The organism is Lentibacillus persicus, assembly GCF_900112705.1.
Lineage (GTDB): Bacteria > Bacillota > Bacilli > Bacillales > Amphibacillaceae > Lentibacillus > Lentibacillus persicus.
The window spans coordinates 280,758-299,196 of sequence record NZ_FOMR01000002.1; the positions used below are offsets into that span (position 1 = coordinate 280,758).

19 protein-coding genes and 2 tRNA genes are annotated in these 18,439 nt (G+C 41.1%); 5 read left to right on the forward strand and 16 right to left on the reverse strand.

Annotated features, from left to right (window positions below):
* Positions 1-32 precede the first annotated feature (32 nt).
* Both tig and BMZ22_RS03705 read right to left on the reverse strand, forming a co-directional pair.
* Positions 33-1,319, reverse strand: a complete 1,287-nt coding sequence (tig, locus tag BMZ22_RS03700) for a trigger factor (protein ID WP_090081588.1) — start codon at positions 1,317-1,319, stop codon at positions 33-35.
* 137 nt (positions 1,320-1,456) lie between these two features.
* Positions 1,457-2,434, reverse strand: a complete 978-nt coding sequence (locus BMZ22_RS03705; protein ID WP_090081590.1) for a tetratricopeptide repeat protein — start codon at positions 2,432-2,434, stop codon at positions 1,457-1,459.
* Positions 2,435-2,854: 420 nt separating this feature from the next.
* Here BMZ22_RS03705 and BMZ22_RS03710 point away from each other — a divergent pair.
* Both BMZ22_RS03710 and BMZ22_RS03715 read left to right on the forward strand, forming a co-directional pair.
* A tRNA-Gly gene (locus BMZ22_RS03710) sits at positions 2,855-2,928 on the forward strand.
* A 10-nt stretch (positions 2,929-2,938) separates the two neighbouring features.
* Positions 2,939-3,012 (forward strand) — tRNA-Arg (locus BMZ22_RS03715).
* Between the two features lie 192 nt (positions 3,013-3,204).
* On the opposite strand, the gene BMZ22_RS03720 is transcribed toward BMZ22_RS03715, so the two are convergent.
* Both BMZ22_RS03720 and BMZ22_RS03725 read right to left on the reverse strand, forming a co-directional pair.
* A complete protein-coding gene (locus BMZ22_RS03720; protein ID WP_090081594.1) occupies positions 3,205-3,924 on the reverse strand; it encodes a DUF6320 domain-containing protein in 720 nt (239 codons plus the stop codon).
* A 2-nt stretch (positions 3,925-3,926) separates the two neighbouring features.
* Positions 3,927-5,192, reverse strand: coding sequence for an alcohol acetyltransferase (locus tag BMZ22_RS03725; RefSeq protein WP_090081598.1), 1,266 nt, complete (start codon positions 5,190-5,192; stop codon positions 3,927-3,929).
* 229 nt (positions 5,193-5,421) lie between these two features.
* On the opposite strand from BMZ22_RS03725, the gene BMZ22_RS03730 reads away from it, so the two are divergent.
* Positions 5,422-6,348 (forward strand): alpha/beta hydrolase, encoded by a 927-nt coding sequence (locus BMZ22_RS03730; protein ID WP_177183341.1) that lies wholly within the window; start codon positions 5,422-5,424, stop codon positions 6,346-6,348.
* A gap of 80 nt (positions 6,349-6,428) precedes the next feature.
* On the opposite strand, the gene BMZ22_RS03735 is transcribed toward BMZ22_RS03730, so the two are convergent.
* The 6 genes from BMZ22_RS03735 to BMZ22_RS03760 form a co-directional block, all read right to left on the reverse strand.
* The gene (locus BMZ22_RS03735) at positions 6,429-6,941 is read right to left on the reverse strand and encodes a YfcE family phosphodiesterase (RefSeq protein WP_090081605.1); all 513 of its coding nucleotides are present in this window, start codon (positions 6,939-6,941) and stop codon (positions 6,429-6,431) included.
* A gap of 17 nt (positions 6,942-6,958) precedes the next feature.
* On the reverse strand, positions 6,959-7,549 hold the full coding sequence (locus BMZ22_RS03740; RefSeq protein WP_090081609.1) for an XTP/dITP diphosphatase: 591 nt from the start codon (positions 7,547-7,549) through the stop codon (positions 6,959-6,961).
* The gene (rph, locus tag BMZ22_RS03745) at positions 7,546-8,313 is read right to left on the reverse strand and encodes a ribonuclease PH (protein ID WP_090081612.1); all 768 of its coding nucleotides are present in this window, start codon (positions 8,311-8,313) and stop codon (positions 7,546-7,548) included. The genes BMZ22_RS03740 and rph overlap by 4 nt, the downstream gene beginning before the upstream one ends.
* Positions 8,314-8,504: 191 nt before the next feature.
* Entirely contained in the window at positions 8,505-9,605 is a 1,101-nt protein-coding gene (locus BMZ22_RS03750) for a GerMN domain-containing protein (RefSeq protein ID WP_090081616.1), read from the reverse strand.
* A 115-nt stretch (positions 9,606-9,720) separates the two neighbouring features.
* Positions 9,721-10,545, reverse strand: coding sequence for a glutamate racemase (gene racE / locus BMZ22_RS03755; RefSeq protein ID WP_090081622.1), 825 nt, complete (start codon positions 10,543-10,545; stop codon positions 9,721-9,723).
* A 19-nt stretch (positions 10,546-10,564) separates the two neighbouring features.
* Positions 10,565-10,948 carry a MarR family winged helix-turn-helix transcriptional regulator gene (locus BMZ22_RS03760; protein ID WP_090082088.1) on the reverse strand — a complete coding sequence of 128 codons (384 nt, stop codon included), beginning with the start codon at positions 10,946-10,948 and terminating at the stop codon, positions 10,565-10,567.
* A 418-nt stretch (positions 10,949-11,366) separates the two neighbouring features.
* On the opposite strand from BMZ22_RS03760, the gene BMZ22_RS03765 reads away from it, so the two are divergent.
* Positions 11,367-11,591, forward strand: coding sequence for a helix-turn-helix domain-containing protein (locus tag BMZ22_RS03765; RefSeq protein WP_090081623.1), 225 nt, complete (start codon positions 11,367-11,369; stop codon positions 11,589-11,591).
* Positions 11,592-11,627: 36 nt separating this feature from the next.
* On the opposite strand, the gene BMZ22_RS03770 is transcribed toward BMZ22_RS03765, so the two are convergent.
* The 4 genes from BMZ22_RS03770 to BMZ22_RS03785 form a co-directional block, all read right to left on the reverse strand.
* Entirely contained in the window at positions 11,628-12,071 is a 444-nt protein-coding gene (locus tag BMZ22_RS03770) for an acyl-CoA thioesterase (RefSeq protein WP_090081627.1), read from the reverse strand.
* 82 nt (positions 12,072-12,153) lie between these two features.
* Positions 12,154-12,918 (reverse strand): succinate dehydrogenase iron-sulfur subunit, encoded by a 765-nt coding sequence (gene sdhB, locus BMZ22_RS03775; protein ID WP_090081630.1) that lies wholly within the window; start codon positions 12,916-12,918, stop codon positions 12,154-12,156.
* A gap of 2 nt (positions 12,919-12,920) precedes the next feature.
* Positions 12,921-14,684, reverse strand: coding sequence for a succinate dehydrogenase flavoprotein subunit (gene sdhA / locus BMZ22_RS03780; protein WP_090081633.1), 1,764 nt, complete (start codon positions 14,682-14,684; stop codon positions 12,921-12,923).
* Positions 14,685-14,788: 104 nt separating this feature from the next.
* Positions 14,789-15,409, reverse strand: coding sequence for a succinate dehydrogenase cytochrome b558 subunit (locus tag BMZ22_RS03785; RefSeq protein WP_090081636.1), 621 nt, complete (start codon positions 15,407-15,409; stop codon positions 14,789-14,791).
* Positions 15,410-15,680: 271 nt separating this feature from the next.
* Here BMZ22_RS03785 and BMZ22_RS03790 point away from each other — a divergent pair, with 271 nt between their 5' ends.
* Positions 15,681-16,118 (forward strand): YslB family protein, encoded by a 438-nt coding sequence (locus BMZ22_RS03790; RefSeq protein ID WP_090081638.1) that lies wholly within the window; start codon positions 15,681-15,683, stop codon positions 16,116-16,118.
* Positions 16,119-16,154: 36 nt separating this feature from the next.
* On the opposite strand, the gene uvrC is transcribed toward BMZ22_RS03790, so the two are convergent.
* Both uvrC and trxA read right to left on the reverse strand, forming a co-directional pair.
* On the reverse strand, positions 16,155-17,948 hold the full coding sequence (gene uvrC, locus BMZ22_RS03795; RefSeq protein WP_090081642.1) for an excinuclease ABC subunit UvrC: 1,794 nt from the start codon (positions 17,946-17,948) through the stop codon (positions 16,155-16,157).
* 101 nt (positions 17,949-18,049) lie between these two features.
* A complete protein-coding gene (gene trxA / locus BMZ22_RS03800) occupies positions 18,050-18,367 on the reverse strand; it encodes a thioredoxin (RefSeq protein ID WP_090081648.1) in 318 nt (105 codons plus the stop codon).
* Positions 18,368-18,439: the final 72 nt, after the last annotated feature.

The window sequence follows — 18,439 nt, forward strand, 5'->3', positions numbered from 1 at the left end:
ATCATGATGAGAAACGCTATTCATATCTGTCATTAAACGGCTTTGCTGTGCTCCTCCAAGAACTCTATGGATTTGCGGGATTTAAGCTCTTCTTTAAGCGCGTCAGTATTGCCGCCCAGCATTTGTTTCAGCTGATCAACGTCTGTACCGTACATTGATGCCATGTTGCTCAATTCTTCATCAACGTCCTCGTCAGTTACCTCAAGGTTTTCTGCATAGAATATGGCTTCAAGCGTTAAATTCGTTTTAACACGCTTTTCTGCGTCTTCACGCATTTGTTCCTTCAAGGCATCTTTGTCCTGGCCTGAGAACTGATAGTACATATCCAGCGTCATTCCCTGCATTTGCAGACGCTGTTCAAATTCCTGCAGCATGCGGTCAAGTTCACTCTCAACCATAGCATCCGGAACTTCGACCTCAGCGTTATCGGACGCTTTTTCAATCAACGTTTCCCGTTTTTGATTTTCAGCTTCTTGTTCTCGCTGGCTTTGGAGTTCTTCTTTTTTCTTTTCTTTCAGTTCATCAAGTGTCTCGACTTCTTCATCAACATCTTTTGCAAATTCATCGTCTAATTCAGGCAGTTCTTTCGTTTTAATGTCATGGATTGTAACACTAAAGACAGCGTCTTTACCTGCCAGATGTTCAGCGTGATAATCTTCAGGGAATGTAACCTTGACTTCCGTGTCTTCACCTGAATTTTTACCGATTAATTCTTCTTCAAAACCTGGAATAAATTGGCCGGATCCGATTTCAAGTGAGTAATCTTCACCTTTTCCGCCTTCAAACGCTTCACCGTCAATAAAGCCTTCAAAATCCATGACCACCGTGTCGCCTTCTTCAACGGTGCCTTCCTCTTTAACAATCAGCTCGGCATGATGTTCACGCTGATGCTCTAATTCATGGTCCACATCTTCATCAGTAACTTCAACTGTTTCTTCTTCAACTTCCAAACCTTTATATTCACCAAGTGTCACTTCAGGTTTAACATTGACAGTCGCTTTGAAAATTAAATCTTTTCCTTTTTCAATTTGTTCAATGTCAACCTCAGGTTGTTCAATCGGCTCAATTTCTGTTTCTTCGACCGCTTTCGTGTAAGCTTCCGGCAACACAATATCCACTGCGTCCTGATACAATGACTCAACACCAAAGCGTGATTCAAAAATTTTGCGTGGAACTTTTCCTTTACGGAAGCCAGGGATTTGCACATCTTTCACAACTTTTTTAAAAGCCTGGTCCAAAGCTTTATCGAATTCGTCGGAACTGACTTCAATTGTCAGAACACCTTGATTACCTTCCTGTTTTTCCCATTTTGCTGACATATCATACCCTCCAAAATCTATTATTCCTTTAATTATAACGGGTCATTACCATATCTATATATATATGAGCAAATTTGCACCAACTCATTATAACATATATGTGGGACCTTTCAACCATAACACGCTGCCGCACTGCTTTACACTTCGATTATGGTGGCATACAGCGCTTCACACATTTTGATTTCATCCATATACTGCATTACTTTGCTATTAGCAGATTGATCATTTATATGTATGTCCAAATAAGTCTTCCCTATCGCCGTTAAAGCCTCAGCTATTAAAGAGGTGTCTTCGGCATCAGGCATCATTGGATACCTCACATAGAGATAATGCTCTAATAATTCATCCATCATCTTATATAATGTAGGATTTTCATGTTCCAACTCACTTATAACCCATCGCAGCTGCTGCATTGTTGGATGGTCCTTTAAAGCAGGTATATGATCCGGATTTATAGTCTGACTAATCCCTAATTTATGTATAGCCACTTCTTCTGAAATATAGTTATCTTTCAGCCATAGGAAAATAGCTGTTTTCGTAACGGGATGCACCCGATTATCTTTCAGAAGTGATTTAATTTCTTCAGTCGGCATCATGCCATTTTTTCGAATCTGGTCAATTAACGTATACTGTCCTGTGTGGTTCTCTTCCTTCACCGCTTTAAATAAATCATCCATGTACTTTGGGGTTTTTTCAATGCGTATATCATGCCGCATTTTTTTGCTCATTTCAAATAATTGCTTGAACTGCTCTCTCATTTCCTCAGGGACTGTCTCTGTTTCAAGTTCCCGTTCAGCCTGGTCCATAAGTAACTCGTACTGACTTGTCTGGAATAAGACCGTTAAATAAATATGCACATAATGATAATAATGCTCATCTTTATGCAGTAACAATGCTTCGCAAAAATCCTGCGCCTCTCTAAATCGATTCAATTCCATCAGACACATTAACTTTCCTATATTTACTTCATGATTCTGTTCCCCGAAAAGAAGCAACTGATCAAGCTTTTCCAATGCTTCCTCATATCTCTTCTCTTTGAGCGCATTTAAACTGTCTTCTTCTAAAACTTTACGCCATTTTGGAAAAAGAACCACTTTTTCAGAATGATCGCTCATGTACTCCCTCCTTTCGATTTTATATATAGTGCCCGTCCTTAAACAAAAGGTCCCTGCCCTATCCCAGGCAGACTGCACGCTCTCCAAATAAGATCTGCGTCATAATAAATAGCATTACCCCTGAACAGGCAATATCAAACCTATTATGCGCTATTATTTCATATCTTATCGTATCATATGCAAAGCTCTTGCCGCTATACTATTGACAAATCTGTGTAGAGTGAATATAATAATGTTTGTCCGTCAAAAAAATCATCTACTCTGTTTGCGGGTGTAGTTTAGTGGTAAAACCTCAGCCACGAGCTGAACTTCCGCCGAGTTCACTTCGAGTTGCGAGGAGTGCCGCTGCTTTGAGTGTACTTGCAACACGACGAGCATGGGTTCTTTGAGCATAAACTAAATTGAGGTCAAATTTTACCTGCGGGTGTAGTTTAGTGGTAAAACCTCAGCCTTCCAAGCTGATGTCGTGGGTTCGATTCCCATCACCCGCTCCATACATACTATGTCCCAGTAGCTCAGCAGGATAGAGCAACAGCCTTCTAAGCTGTAGGTCGCAGGTTCGAATCCTGCCTGGGACGCTTGAAATTTTCAAGGCCAAATCCCATTATTGTCAATGGATTTGGCCTTTTTATTATCTCTTTTCACCCGCTTACCATAAAAAGGGATGGTCGCTGGTTCGGGGAACTGCTCCCCTCTCACAAATATTCCATTTCATGTTCAACTGGCAGCCTTATTTTCAAGATAACACCTTCCATTAAAACAACGACTCTTCACAAATGAAACTTTCTTGCAATTTTTTGTTTGATTCGTTCAGGCACAACATATTTCACAACGAGCATGATTAATAATACCGGGATTAATTGCAGTACTGTAACAATGATCCAGGTCCATAGATTTGTTTCACTTTGATAACTTTGAATGAAAAAGTTAATCCACATGGCAAGAATCACAAGTGTCATAAAAAGTGACCCAATCACATTAAAGCTCCTAACCGATAACACTCGGATGACACTCCAGTAACAGACACAAATCACCGTAACCCCCGTAACAATCGGAAAAGCTAACGGCATAAACCAGTCCAGCTTGCCATCAAAAACGTCCAATCCAAATAATAAAATAAGCGCATTCAGACCAATACCAATAATAACCTTATAATAACTTTGCACATAACCGAATGAAAAGAACAGCAGAACCCAGCCGGCAAAAACACTCAAGTTGCTGTACCTTGACCATGTGAACCTGTCATTCATAATATAATCAGTGTAAAACATCAGACAGACAGCCACGAACACTAATAACGTGATCAATATAAAAATCCGGTTCAGTACCCTTCTCATATAAGCCGGATACGGATTCGCTGTTTTAGGGAATTTTCTCACCCGCAGCCCTTCCGTATCTTCCTCATTTACTTTAGGAATAGGAAAGCTGCAAAGAGGACATGGCTGATTATCGCCTTCCACTTGTATGCCACACTTCGGACAATAAGCCATCTTCACATCTCCTCGTCGTTTGTTTCAATCGTCACTTCCATTCCCAGCCTTCGCATTCTCCGGAAAAATTCCCGCTCCAGCATACGGTCCTTTGATAAATTTCCAAATGAAATATACATCTGATCATGGTAACTGGTAATCATTGCTTTCACCTTGTTACCAATGCTGGGAGGTGGATAACACTCAACTCTTTCAATATAATCTTCCGTTTCTTCCGGCATACGAACAATGCCGAGGTTCGATAAACCGCTTGTATATTGTCCTTCCCCAAAAAAAGAATAAATGGAAGGCGCAATCATATCTTTAACCGGCGATGGCATTAAGCGCAGAGTGAGAGATTTTTCAGCAATCACACTTCGATGGATATACTGACTCAACTTCTTTGGTGTGAGTAAGCGGCTAAACTCGATTTTCAGCTCCTGGATAATTTCTTCAAAAGTGTATTCCCCAAGCCTTGCGTCAATCGAAGGTGTAATACTTACAAAAAAATTACGCATCGTCTCACTTTCAAAAAATGAGCGCATATTCACTGGAACGTTAATGACAACGGGACGCTTTTTGATAGCTATCTTGTCCTGAAGTTTTAACAGACTTTCCATATAAACAGCTGTCAGGAAGATATTGATGGAGACATGATACGCCTTCGCCTTTTCCTTCAACTCCTTGATATCGATAATACCAGTGACAATATGATAATGGCCCTTTTTATCCAATGAAAGCGGTAATTTAAATGATTTTCCCAAACGCGTTCCTGGGGCGGGGATGTCTTTATTATAGTACTTTCTGAACGCATTCTCTGTTTCTGATAGCAGTTGCTCATCACTAATCGTTTCCTGTTTAATTGGAATCGATTCCTTTAAATGTAAGTATTGGCGGATAACCTCACTTAAAAACCGAAGACCTCCCGTACCATCCGTTAAACTGTGGGACAGCTCCAGCGCAATCCGGTTGTTATAATAATACACCCGATACGGAAATGATCCGCGTTTTTTAATCGATAAACTGATACACGGATGATATTTTTCCTTTTCCACTTCCGGTGTTCGGTCTGTTTGTTCAAAATAATACCAAAAAAACCCTTGCTTTAATTGCACCTTAAAAAGAGGGAAGCGCTCCAATGTTAATTCCAGGGCGCGCTGTAAATAGTCTGGATGAACAGGAGAAGTAAGTGTCGCAGAAAGTCGGAATAAGGTTGTCGCACGTGAAGAAATGATAGATGAATATAGTTTCCCGGCATTGTCCAATGGATACCAAGTATTGTCTCCCATCCCGTTCCAGCCCCTTTCTTCTGAATTCCAGCTTATTTTAACACATTGAAGAAGCCAAAGATAGAAACAGCAGACGACTATAAACTTTAGAAAAATTGCCGAAAAGAGGAGGCCCTTGTCAGATAAGTATAAACCTATCGTAGAAGTATTGTTTAAAGCAGAAGAACTCGTTAGCAAGTGCTATTAATGTTAAAATGAAGTTAAATAAAAATCGGCAGGAGAAAAAATGATGGAGACAGGGGATAGCTATTCAAAGGAAAGTTTAAAAAGCAAGGGGTTCAAACTGTTACTGAAACTCAGCAACAGCAAAAAGTTCTGGAAAAAGTCGGGAGACGACCTGATGAAAGCAATTGAAATGAGAAGAAAGCTGAGTGACGAGCCGCCTAAAAAGTTACATCAAAAACTAATAATCAAAAAGGGTGAAATGAACGGCAATTATTATTACGAGCTGCGGCCGAATCAAAAAAATAACAACAAACCGATTTTTTATGTGCACGGCGGGGCTTATGTCTATCGAATATCAAGACTGCACTGGAATTTCTTAGGCAAGTTAGTTGATAAATTAAATTGTCCCATCGTCGTTCCACTGTATCCCTTAGCCCCGGAGCATACGTATAAACATACGCTTCCGTTCATCTATGAATTGTATATGCAACAATTAAACACGACGAAAAATCAGGAAAACATGATTATCATGGGGGACTCAGCCGGTGGTGGACTTGCACTCGTACTAGCGCAATTACTAAAGGAAAAACAACTCGAGCAGCCCGAGCAAATTATTCTGATCTCTCCCTGGTTAGATTTATCTTTAACAAACCCTGAGATTGCTCCAATAGAAAAGCATGATCCCTTCCTTGTCAGGGACGGGCTTATTGAAGCCGGGAAAATGTATGCTGGTATGACGGATACGAAAGATCCTAAAGTAAGCCCTCTATATGGTGAATTAAATGGACTGGCAGATATCACACTGTTTATGGGGACACATGATATATTAGCAGCTGATGCCAGGAAATTTGTGGCAATTGCAAAACAACAAGGCACATCTGTTCATTATATTGAAGCTGCTAAAATGGTGCATATCTATCCCATTTACAACTTCCCTGAATCAAAAATTGCTTTAAAGCAGATTGTTGATAAGTTAGAAGGAAAGGCTTGATACGGGGGCACGCCGGAACGCTTGATGAAAAAATCCTGGTATTTTCGCCATAGATACCAGGATTTTTTCATTTCACTTAATTAAGTTAAAGATGTATTGATCGATATATCATCAAGATGTTCGCCCTCAACCGTATAGAAACGAACATCGATGTTTTCAAGCGTATCCCACTCCATAACGATGTACGTTTTCTCTGTTCTGCCCCGAGGCAGCAAAACACTCCCTGGGTTTAATAAAAGCTGGTTACCGATTTTTTCTGCTCCAGCAGTATGTGTATGACCAAAACAGACGACTTGCGCATGTTCCTCTTCTGCCCTGTACGCAATCGTCAGTGGATTGGTTTTAACTTGGTGTAAATGGCCGTGAGCGGTAAAAAAAGTCAAATTCTCAATCGTGTTTACCTGCTCGTTTGGAAATCGGGCATCGGTATCGCAGTTGCCGGCGACTTTAATAAAACCATCCAGCACCGGATCATCCATTTCGAGTTCAGAATCACCGCAATGAATTTTGTAATCCGCGTTGTGACGGTTGTTTATCACCGTGAGTTCTTCCTTCGAACCATGGCTGTCACTGACAATTAATACACTTGGCATGCTATCACCTCACCTGTTTACTGCTCGTGTTTGACCCAATCTTCTAAAGCTTTTATCGCATTACGCCGGTGACTGATTTTATTCTTTTCTTCAGCTGAAAGCTCAGCCATTGTTTGTGTGTACCCATCAGGTATAAAAACCGGATCATAGCCGAAGCCGTTTTCACCTGCTTGTGCCGTGGCAATTTTGCCCTCACAATAGCCTTTTTTGAATAGTGTGTCCTCTCCCGGCACAGCTACGGCCAGAATACAGACAAATCGTGCTGAGCGCTCGGTGGTGTCCTTTAATTCGTGCAGTACTTTTTCAATATTCGCCTGATCATTTTTTGGTTCGCCGGCATAACGTGCAGAATAAATGCCGGGTCGTCCATCGAGTGCATCAATGACCAATCCGGAATCATCTGCAAGAACCGGTTTCTGCAGTAATCTTGAGATTTGTTCTGCTTTTAAAGCTGCATTTTCTTCAAAAGTCGATCCAGTCTCTTCAATGTCATCAATTTCTTCGTTTAATTCCAACAGCGAAATGGCATTAATCCCATATTCAGCAAAAAATGATTTAAATTCTTTTGCTTTTCCTTTGTTTTTTGTCGCAATGACGAGCTCTTTCATGATGGATCTTCCTTCGTTTGAGCCGTTTCACCAATCCGGTTAACACGTTCTCCAAGAATCGTTTTTTGAATAATATTCAATTCCTTTACACCTTCATTCGCCAGTCCGAGCATCGTTTGCAGCTGATCACCCGTGAATGTAGCTTCTTCACCAGTGCCCTGTATTTCAATAAATTCACCTTCGCCTGTCATAACGACATTCATATCAACAGACGCTTCAGAATCCTCCTGGTAATCCAAATCAAGCAACTCTGTACCGTCTGATGTAATGCCAACGGAAATAGCTGCAAGAAAATCGGTTACGGGCATTTTCTTTATTTTCTTATCTTCAATAAGCTTATGAAAAGCCAGCACTACAGCAACAAAAGCGCCTGTGATCGAAGCCGTTCGCGTTCCGCCATCAGCTTGAATCACATCACAGTCCACCCATACCGTCCGTTCACCAAAACGATTAAGGTCAACTACAGATCTCAGCGCCCGGCCAATCAGCCTTTGAATTTCCATCGTTCTTCCGCTGACTTTACCTTTGGAAGATTCCCGTATATTGCGCTGCTGCGTCGCTCTTGGGAGCATTGCATATTCTGCCGTTATCCAGCCTTTCCCCTGATTGCGCATAAAAGGCGGCACCCGATCTTCAATACTTGCATTACATATAACTTTAGTATCCCCGAATTCAATTAGAACTGAACCTTCAGGGTGTTTAATATAGTCCGGTGTAATCGTTACTTGACGAATTTTATTATTGCTTCTCTGGTCTTTTCGCAATGGACCTATGCCTCCTTATTTATCACGTAAACAGATAAAAAGCTCCCCTGTTAATTAAAGTTTCATTTTCGCATCCACGGTCATACTAACATATTTTTACCACTCAGACATGAAATATGAATACCATACAAAACAAAAGAAAAAGACTGCCGGGGCACAGTCTTTCTTAGGATTATCAAGGATATAACAGATTATAGTTTTTCAGTCGAGAAAAAGGATTGGGTCGTCACCGGTTCCGTATAAGGTTCTCCATTTTCATTAAACAGCGTTTCGACATCTTCCACTTTTACTTCAACTGCTTCAACCTCTTCATCCTGTGTTAAGGTGCGCACCAGTGTTTCCATAACTTCATTTGATATAACAGCATTATCTGTATCCTGCAGAACATCCTGGTCAAAAATGACTTCCAGCACGCCTTCATTTAAGCTCGGAGCAGTGGTCATCTCTGCAGAATTATTAAACACATGCTGCAAATTAGTTACAGTTTCAGGTCCTTCCATTAAGGTCTTAACCATTGCCCCGTACAACCCGCCATCCTCTACATTTATATGTTGTGTAACAGGGACAAAATACTGATTGTCACCTTGTGCCGAAGGGTAATATAATGTAACTGGCTTGCTATCTAATAAATCCACTTCGGACTGCATAAGATTTATGCCATTTACTCTGGAATAGCCTTTTCCTATCGGCGTACCGTCAACAGGCATTGTATCCTGGTTTTCTCCATTAATTCGCAGTTTCATATTTTCGACGCTGTCAAATTGTGTAACTGTGAACGTCATAGCCTGTAATATTTTTAACTCATTTTTTGCCTGATAATTTTTAAATTCCTCTGAAACATCGATTATCATCGTGCCGTTGTCTTGTATATTTAAAGAGTTAATTTGGGTTCCTGCCGGCAGCACAGCCTGAAAGCCATTAGGCAATAAAGAAGAAACCGGACCGTCTTTCACAAGATATTCCAACGCCTGTTTGGCAACTTCATTTGATTCTGCCTGTGGTAGCTGTAATGTCTGCGAGGCCACCATCCCATTTGCATCTAACAAGTAAAGCTGCCTGTCTACTGTTTCAGATGAGGCCGAATTATCATCCCCTTTCTTCTCTTCTTTATTATTCTTTTCCTCGGTATTTACGTTCGTTACTGCGTCTTCGTCCGTTTCAGCTGCTTCCTCATCATTAGGTGGCGGATCCATTTCTTCGCTGCCTAATGATTGCTCCCCTTGAAAACACCCGGCTAAAATAATAGTAAGTAACGCCATTAGGCTTAATAGCAATCGCCTGTGCTTTTGCATGTTTTTCCCTCCTGCGATGGTTTGTACTATTATATATACGAGCTCAACAAAATTTTAGACCAACCTGTCTGCAAAAAAATAGAATTCTTTCTGGATCTGGCCACCCAAAAGAATTCTAATTAATATGTGTGATCGTTGCTTTTTCAATCATAACTGACTGAAAGGAGTCAGTCGATTCTTTGAAAATTCTTTCTGTAATTTTTGCAAAAACTCCCATATTGCCTGTTGTATAAAACTGATGTGCTGGTGCGTGCAGCCCTTCATTTAATACTTCATTAAATTCAAGAATAGTGCTCGCTTCACGTGCCGTCTCTTCACTCGAAGAAATAAGTGTTACCTGACTGCCCAAAACTTTTTGTATGGTCTCTTTTATCAGCGGATAATGGGTACAGCCAAGAATTAACGTATCAATATTACTGTTTGTCTTCAGGGGGCTGAGTGAATTTGTTGCAATTTCATCAGCTTTAGCACCAGATAAAGTCCCCTGTTCAACCATTGGAACAAACAAAGGGCATGCCAGCGGGCTGACTTCGATATCCGCGTTTAAACTTTTTAATGCCTCAGTATAAGCATTGCTTCTGATAGTGCCCTCTGTCCCAATAACGCCTATTTGTTGATTATTAGTGCTTTTAATCGCAGCACGTGCGCCGGGACTGATAACCCCTACCACCGGGATGTTTAATTCATTCTGAAGTTCATTTAAAGTAAATGCTGTAGCCGTATTGCATGCAACCACGAGCATCTTAATTTTCTGATCAAGAAGAAAATCCACCATTTCCCATGTGAATTTTGTTACCTCCTCCTCAGATCTGGGACCATACGGGCACCTTAACGTGTCACCCAGGTAAATGAGTTTCTCTCGTGGTAACTGCCGCATCAGTTCATGAGCAACTGTCAGTCCGCCTACACCTGAATCGATAATACCTATTGCCTGATTCAAAAAATCGCCTCTTCCAGCTTTAGTTATGTTTTAAATGATGCATCTCTTCATATAGGTAGGTTAACATTTCATTTAATGTTTCGGTCTGCTCAACCGAAAAGTTTCCCAGTACGTTGCCTAAATACTGCTGACGTTTTTGGATTACTTCCTCTATAATCGTTCGCCCTTTTGACAAGATATGAATTCTTACGACACGCCGGTCACTTTCATCTTTGACCCGTTCGACTAAATCATTTTTCTCAAGGCGATCTACCAAATCTGTCGTTGTACTAAATGCCAAACCATTTTTATTTGAGAGTTCTCCAATTGTTAAATCGCCATCAACCAAGAACTGCAGCGCTAAAAATTGTGGGGAGGTTATCGGATAGTGGTTAAGTATTTTCCGGCCGTTTTGCTTGATCATGCCGGATATGTATCGCAATTGCTTTTCAAGATTTGCAATTGTTTCTTCTGGTATTTGTTCTTTCAAGGTTGGCGCCCCCTATATGTACCAAATTATTTCGCTATTGAAATGGCTCGACGGAAAACAACGGCCAACTGTCCTTAAATGCCCGATTCGCTTTTCCAACGTATTTTAACATATTCAGACAAAAATATCAGTTGACGCTTAATACACGGGGAGGGTCGGTGCGGTGTCACACTACTAAAAAAGTTAAATAAGCTATGAAACAGCAGGGAAACGGATTAAATTCGTTTGCTGTCATAATATTATTTGAACTGTAAAAATGTGCTCACCGTTTATACATAGTTTCATACGCTAATAGTGACTAAATAATTCACCCTTCATCTGCAGCTCTTTGACAGCAAGGAGGGGTTATCATTTGAAGGACGACACGTACAAACCGAAGCAATTATTGACCAGACGCGAAAAAGAGGTGTTTGAGCTCTTAGTACAAGATAAAACAACGAAGGAAATTGCCCAGGAATTGTTCATATCTGAAAAGACTGTTCGAAACCACATTTCCAATTCTATGCAGAAATTAGGTGTCAAGGGGCGATCACAAGCTGTAGTGGAGCTTCTCCGTATGGGGGAGTTAAAGCTGTAGTAATACCGGCTTTCTTTAAGAGAAAGCCGGTATTTATTACGTTGTAAGTAATTTTTCTTTTATTGACTCCGATAAAGGAACCGGTTTACCGCTTTCCTTATCTATGTAAACCATGCGTCCACGGCCTGTTAAGCAGATCTCTCCATTTTGATTTAATGCCATATAATGGATATCAAGTGACGTTTTTCCGATGTGATCAACCTTGACATATACCTTCAGATTATCATCAAAGTAAATTTGTTTATGATAATCACATTGAAGATCAGCCACGATAGGCATGCCTGTGCTGGAATTTTTATCGTCAAATAGACCGGTTGATTTCATAAACTCAATTCTGGCTTCTTCAAAATAGATGAATGGTGAAACATTATTCACATGACCAAACATATCCGTCTCAGAAAAGCGGACCTTAACCGGTATATGAAAAGAAAACCCCGATTGCCAATCTTCCATACTTTCGATATATGGAATATTTCTCAATTCAATCGTCCCCCTGGTTAAAATGACCCTTACCTAAAACTGGCAAGGGTCGTTGATAGATTAAAAGTAGATTCATAGATTTTTAATGAGCTTCATCACTGCCAAAGAAGTTTTTGAAAGCCTGGATATTTGTATCACGGTTCATGGCAGCAATCGAAGTTGTTAATGGAATTCCTTTCGGGCAAACTTGTACACAGTTCTGTGCGTTACTGCACCCGCCTATGCCCCCATCTTCCATTAAGCCTTCAAGTCGTTCGCTTTTGTTCATATCACCTGTTGGGTGTGCATTGAACAGACGTACTTGTGAAAGTGCAGCCGGTCCAATGAAATCAGACTTATCGTTAACATTTGGACAAGCTTCAAGGCATACACCACACGTCATACATTTTGAAAGCTCATAAGCCCACTGGCGTTTTTTCTCAGGCATACGTGGCCCAGGCCCGAGATCATAGGTGCCGTCAATTGGAATCCATGCCTTAACTTGTTTCAGAGCATCAAACATTTGCTCACGATCAACAAACAGGTCACGGATTACCGGGAACGTGCTCATTGGTTCGAGACGAATCGGCTGTTCAAGATCATCGATTAATGCTGCACAGGATTGACGGGCTGTTCCATTGATTACCATGGAACAGGCGCCGCAAACCTCTTCAAGACAATTCATATCCCATTGGACCGGTGCTGTTTGCTCCCCGTCTGCATTCACCGGATTTCTGCGGATTTCCATTAACCCGGAGATAACATTCATGCCCGGATTGTATGGAACTTCAAATGTCTCTTTATAAGGAGAAGAATCCGGACTGTCCTGACGCGTTATAATAAACGTAACTTTACTTTCTTCAGCCATCATCACTTACTCCCTTCGCTTTTTTTAGTGTAATCCCGTTTACGCGGCGTAATATAAGATACATCGACTTCTTCATAGGAAATAACAGGATCTCTGCTCTTTTCATCGAACTGCGCGATTGTTGTTTTCAGGAAGTTTTCATCATCCCGCTCAGGAAACTCCGGTTTGTAATGTGCACCGCGTGTTTCATCTCGCTGTAGAGCGCCATTGGTTATAACCCGAGCCAAATGCAACATACTTTCCAGTTGACGGGTAAACATCACCCCCTGATTGTTCCAACGGGATGTATCGTTGATGTTTATATTTTCCCAGCGTTCCATCAGTTCCTGGATTTTCTTGTCTGCTTCTTTCAGCTTATCATTATAACGGACAACGGTTACATTATCGGTCATTAACTCACCAAGTTCTTTATGAATTTGATAAGCATTTTCTGTACCGTCCATTTGCATTAGCTTCTCAAATCGTTCTTGCTCTTCTTTTTCTTTGTCCTCAAACAGTTTTGATGGTAAATCATCAACATGTTTTTCAAGACCATCAATATACTCAATTGCCTTCGGACCAGCTACCGATCCGCCGTAGATGGCTGACAGCAGCGAGTTCGCTCCAAGACGATTCGCACCATGCTGAGAATAATCACATTCGCCGGCGGCAAAAATGCCAGGGATGCTTGTCATTTGATCATAATCAACCCACAAGCCGCCCATTGAATAGTGGACCGCCGGGAAGATTTTCATCGGTACTTTACGCGGGTCGTCGCCAACAAACTTTTCATAAATTTCCATAATGCCGCCCAATTTAACATCGAGTTCTTTCGGATCTTTGTGCGACAAATCAAGATAAACCATATTTTCGCCGTTAATGCCCAGCTTTTGATGCACACAGACATCAAATATTTCGCGCGTTGCAATATCACGTGGCACGAGGTTACCATATGCCGGATATTTCTCTTCAAGGAAATACCATGGTTCACCGTCCTTATACGTCCAGACCCTGCCACCTTCACCGCGGGCAGACTCACTCATAAGGCGAAGTTTATCATCACCCGGAATTGCTGTCGGGTGAATCTGAATAAATTCACCATTAGCATATTTTGCGCCTTGCTGATAGAGAATACTTGCCGCAGAACCTGTGTTAATCATTGAGTTGGTGGACTTACCGAAGATTATACCAGGTCCTCCTGATGCCATAATAACTGCGTCTGCCGGGAACGATTTAATCTCGTGAGACCGTATATTCTGCCCCACAATACCGCGCCCTGTATTTTCTTCGTCAATAATAGCGCCGACAAATTCCCAGCTCTCATATTTATTGACTAAGCCTTCAACTTCATATCGGCGAACTTGTTCATCAAGTGCGTATAGAAGCTGCTGGCCTGTCGTAGCACCTGCGTAGGCTGTTCTATGGTGCTGTGTTCCACCAAACCGGCGGAAGTCGAGAAGCCCTTCCGGTGTACGGTTAAACATAACGCCCATGCGGTCAAGCATGTTGATAATGCTTGGGGCTGCATCACACATAGCCTTAACGGGCGGCTGGTTCGCCAGGAAGTCTCCGCCATAAACTGTATCGTCAAAGTGAATTGCTGGTGAGTCACCTTCACCTTTGGTATTAACTGCGCCATTGATTCCACCTTGAGCACACACAGAGTGAGACCGTTTCACAGGTACAATGGAAAATAAATCAACATTCACACCCGCTTCTGCTGCTTTGATTGTTGCCATAAGACCTGCAAGGCCACCCCCGACAACAATAACTTTACGACTACTCATTAGGATTACTCACTCCTTGTTCTCTCTGGATTAAGGTTGTCCCTGAATTCATAAAGAGACGGCTGCATTCATTCATTCCGTCCAATTATGTGGAAGAAACCTTATCATACTCCGTAAGCAAATTGAATTAATGCTCTGATACCGACATAACTAAGACCCAAGAATACAATCAGTGTAGCGTATGTAGCAAATTTCTGGGATTTTGGTGATTGTGTAAAGCCCCACGAAACAAGGAAGCTCCATAGACCATTTGCAAAATGGAATGTGGCTGAAACAACACCAATAATATAAAACCAAAACATAACCGGGTTGGAAAGAATATTTTCCATCAGATTGTAATCGAGATCTGCATTTCCCAGACCAATTTGTACGCGTGTCTCCCAAACATGCCATGCAATAAATACAAACGTGATAATACCGGTTATCCGCTGCATAAGATACATCCAATTGCGGAAATAACCATATCGCGATGTGTTGGCTTTGCCAGTAAGGACAATATAAACCCCTAAGATTGCATGAAATAGAATCGGCAGATAAATAACCAGAATTTCAAGTGCTAATCGGAAGGGCAAGTCGTGCATAAAGCCCGCTGCCTGATTAAAACTTTCCTCGCCATATACAGCAAAATGGTTGACAATCAAATGCTGTGTAAGGAAGATTCCGATTGGAACAACGCCTAACAGGGAATGGAGTCTCTTGTAAAAAAACTCTCGATGTTCTGCCATGTGTTTACCCCCCTCAGTTGAAATGTTAAATTTTCAGAAGGTACATCTTTCGACAATAGGCCCTATTTATTTTACTGTCAAAAAAATGTACAATTTATGACATGTTTATTGTAATGCTAACTATGAAAAGCGTCAAGAAAAGGGACGGGACTATTTAGAGAATTTTGCTGAAGCTTCTTGCACTATGATGCTATTCCATAGATAATGATATTAACTATCTTTGGATTAATTTATCTATTTTATGTGCAACAGTCTGGAAAGGATGACTTCAATGTCTAAAAACCACGATTCCATGCCAGTAACATTATTGGACGAGCTACATACTACCGGAGCAGGTTATGATATGCTCCGTTACATCGGCTTACCTGATATATTTGGACAAGAGTCCAACACGCTGCTGTATTTTATGGGAAAAAACATAGCAAGAAAATTTAAAATCGAATCAATATCCGATATTGTTTATGCTTTTGATAAACTGGGCTGGGGCCAATTAGAATTGTTTAAAGAAAGAAAATCAGAGCTGATTTTCCATTTAATGGCAGATTCAGTTGTTTATCGGCTTAAGGCCCCGCTGCAAACCGAGTTCAGGCTTGAGGCAGGATTTTTAGCAGAATCAATTGAGCAGATTAAAAATCGCTCATGTGAATGTAAAGAAGAACTGCACAAAAAGATTCATCAAATTGAATTTACTGTCATGTTTACGGATTAATCGCTAATGCGCAGATTAAAAAGGGAGATGACCAACTCACGTGGTTTCGCTCCCTTCTTCATTATTTAATTGCTCAAGAATTTTTTGCGCCACGTCCTGCGGAATACCAAGTTTTGTAATACTTTCCAGCGAGGTATTTTTAATTTCATTAACCGATTTAAAATGCGTAAGCAGCAGACGTCTGCGTTTTTCACCAACTCCAGGAATTTTATCCAGTTCAGATTTGAACAGACTTTTTCCGCGCAACTGTCGATGAAATGAAATAGCAAAACGATGAACCTCATCCTGAATCCGCTGCACAAGATAAAAAGCTTGCGATTTCCTGGACAATGAGACAACTTCCGGAATTTCGCCATAGAGCAACTCACTCGTTTTGTGCTTATCATCTTTAGCCAGGCCGCACAAAGGGACATCCAGCCCTAATTCATTTTCCAGGACATCGAGCGCCGCACTCATTTGACCTTTACCGCCGTCTACGATAATCAAGTCCGGAAGCGGCTGGTCTTCCTTCAGCACTCTGGTGTAACGCCGCCTGATCACTTCCCGCATCGTCTCATAATCATCGGGGCCTTCCACATTCCTTATTTTATATTTACGATAACTTTTTTTATCCGGTCTGCCATCTGTGAAAACAACCATGGCCGACACCGGGTCGGTCCCTTGAATATTTGAGTTGTCGAACGCCTCTATGCGGTGCGGTGTTTCAATATTCAACGTTTCGCCCAATTTTTCCACTGCTTGGATTGTTCTTTCCTCATCACGTGCAATTAAAGTGAATTTTTCATTAAGCGCAATGTCTGCGTTTTTCACAGCCAGCTCAACAAGTTCTTTTTTACCACCACGGAACGGCGTATGAACATTTATCTCCAGTAATTCACTTAACAATTCGGTATCCGTACCAATCGGCACGAGCAGCTGTTTCGGCTTTAAATGACTCTGATGTAAATAGAACCTTCCGATAAAACTGAGGAACGTATCGGCGGGATCATCAAAAAATGGAAAAATTGATACATCACGTTCGATTAACTTCCCTTGCCTTACAAAAAATACTTGAATGCACATCCAACCTTTATCATAACTGAAACCAAAGACATCACGGTCGACCTGGTCATTTAGCGTCATTTTTTGGCGTTCCATCACAGCTTCAATATGCTGGATGAGATCACGAAGTTCTTTTGCACGTTCAAAATTCAAATCATCACTGGCTTCGTGCATTTTTGTAACTAAGTCTTTTTTTATTTCTTTATGCCCGCCGTTTAAAAAAGAGGTTATATTTTGAATAATTTTTTTATAGGTTTCTTCGGGCACAGGTTTTTCACTGCAGGCAAGACACTGGCCCATATGGTAATATAAACATGGCCGCCCCGGGGGGTTGTTGCATTTGCGCAAGGGATACAGACGGTCAAGGAGTCTCTTCGCTTCTCTTGCTGCAAGCACGTTTGTGTATGGACCAAAATATTTTCCTTTATCTTTTTTTATGTTTCGGGTGATAAGCAGCCGTGGATGCCGTTCAGAAGTAATTTTTAAATACGGATATGACTTATCATCTTTCAAACGGACATTATATCTGGGGTCATATTTTTTAACCAAATTCATTTCCAGAATCAATGCTTCCATTTCTGATGACGTGACGATATATTCAAAATCCTGGATTTCCTGTACCAGGCGCTGTGTCTTTTGATCATTTGCACCTGTGAAATAAGAACGAACCCTGTTCCGAAGTTTTTTCGATTTTCCTACATAAATAACCGTGCCATTCTTATCTTTCATCAAATAGCATCCTGGCTGTGCTGGCAAAACAGCCAATTTTTCACTCAGTTGCTGATTCATCTGGAACCTCATCCCCTGTATATTATGCCCAATTATGCAGAATCCCCTGCCACAATTGTGACAAGGGATTAAAGTACCTTTGTGCGTATGATTATACTGCCTTAAGAGGCATGCTTATTGATTAGATCAACTAATGCTTCTTTTGGCTGAAAACCAACAACTTGATCGACAACTTTACCATCTTTGAATAGCAGAAGTGTTGGTATACTCATGACACCATATTTTCCTGCCGTTTCCTGGTTTTCATCAACATCAAGTTTTACAATTTGTACTTGGTCTTCCATTTCACCGTCTATTTCTTCCAACACGGGTGCAATCATTTTGCAAGGTCCGCACCATGGTGCCCAGAAGTCAGCAAGCACGAGACCTTCAGCTGTTTGTTCACCGAAATTTTGATCGGTTACATGTTCAATTGCCATTATTTATTCCCTCCTCATTCACTAAACTATGAGTTGAGTATATCATCGTTAGTAATTCCTCGCGAATACTTT

Bases quoted from the DNA above. Each gene is read 5' to 3' on its own strand.
- BMZ22_RS03730 (WP_177183341.1), top strand. From the start codon at position 5,422: ATGGAGACAGGGGATAGCTATTCAAAGGAAAGTTTAAAAAGCAAGGGG.
- sdhA (WP_090081633.1), bottom strand. From the start codon at position 14,684: ATGAGTAGTCGTAAAGTTATTGTTGTCGGGGGTGGCCTTGCAGGTCTT.
- uvrC (WP_090081642.1), bottom strand. From the start codon at position 17,948: ATGAATCAGCAACTGAGTGAAAAATTGGCTGTTTTGCCAGCACAGCCA.
- BMZ22_RS03790 (WP_090081638.1), top strand. From the start codon at position 15,681: ATGTCTAAAAACCACGATTCCATGCCAGTAACATTATTGGACGAGCTA.
- BMZ22_RS03705 (WP_090081590.1), bottom strand. From the start codon at position 2,434: ATGAGCGATCATTCTGAAAAAGTGGTTCTTTTTCCAAAATGGCGTAAA.
- BMZ22_RS03750 (WP_090081616.1), bottom strand. From the start codon at position 9,605: ATGCAAAAGCACAGGCGATTGCTATTAAGCCTAATGGCGTTACTTACT.
- sdhB (WP_090081630.1), bottom strand. From the start codon at position 12,918: ATGGCTGAAGAAAGTAAAGTTACGTTTATTATAACGCGTCAGGACAGT.
- BMZ22_RS03785 (WP_090081636.1), bottom strand. From the start codon at position 15,409: ATGGCAGAACATCGAGAGTTTTTTTACAAGAGACTCCATTCCCTGTTA.
- BMZ22_RS03725 (WP_090081598.1), bottom strand. From the start codon at position 5,192: ATGGGAGACAATACTTGGTATCCATTGGACAATGCCGGGAAACTATAT.
- tig (WP_090081588.1), bottom strand. From the start codon at position 1,319: ATGTCAGCAAAATGGGAAAAACAGGAAGGTAATCAAGGTGTTCTGACA.
- trxA (WP_090081648.1), bottom strand. From the start codon at position 18,367: ATGGCAATTGAACATGTAACCGATCAAAATTTCGGTGAACAAACAGCT.
- BMZ22_RS03740 (WP_090081609.1), bottom strand. From the start codon at position 7,549: ATGAAAGAGCTCGTCATTGCGACAAAAAACAAAGGAAAAGCAAAAGAA.
- BMZ22_RS03735 (WP_090081605.1), bottom strand. From the start codon at position 6,941: ATGCCAAGTGTATTAATTGTCAGTGACAGCCATGGTTCGAAGGAAGAA.
- BMZ22_RS03760 (WP_090082088.1), bottom strand. From the start codon at position 10,948: ATGATCAAGCAAAACGGCCGGAAAATACTTAACCACTATCCGATAACC.
- BMZ22_RS03720 (WP_090081594.1), bottom strand. From the start codon at position 3,924: ATGGCTTATTGTCCGAAGTGTGGCATACAAGTGGAAGGCGATAATCAG.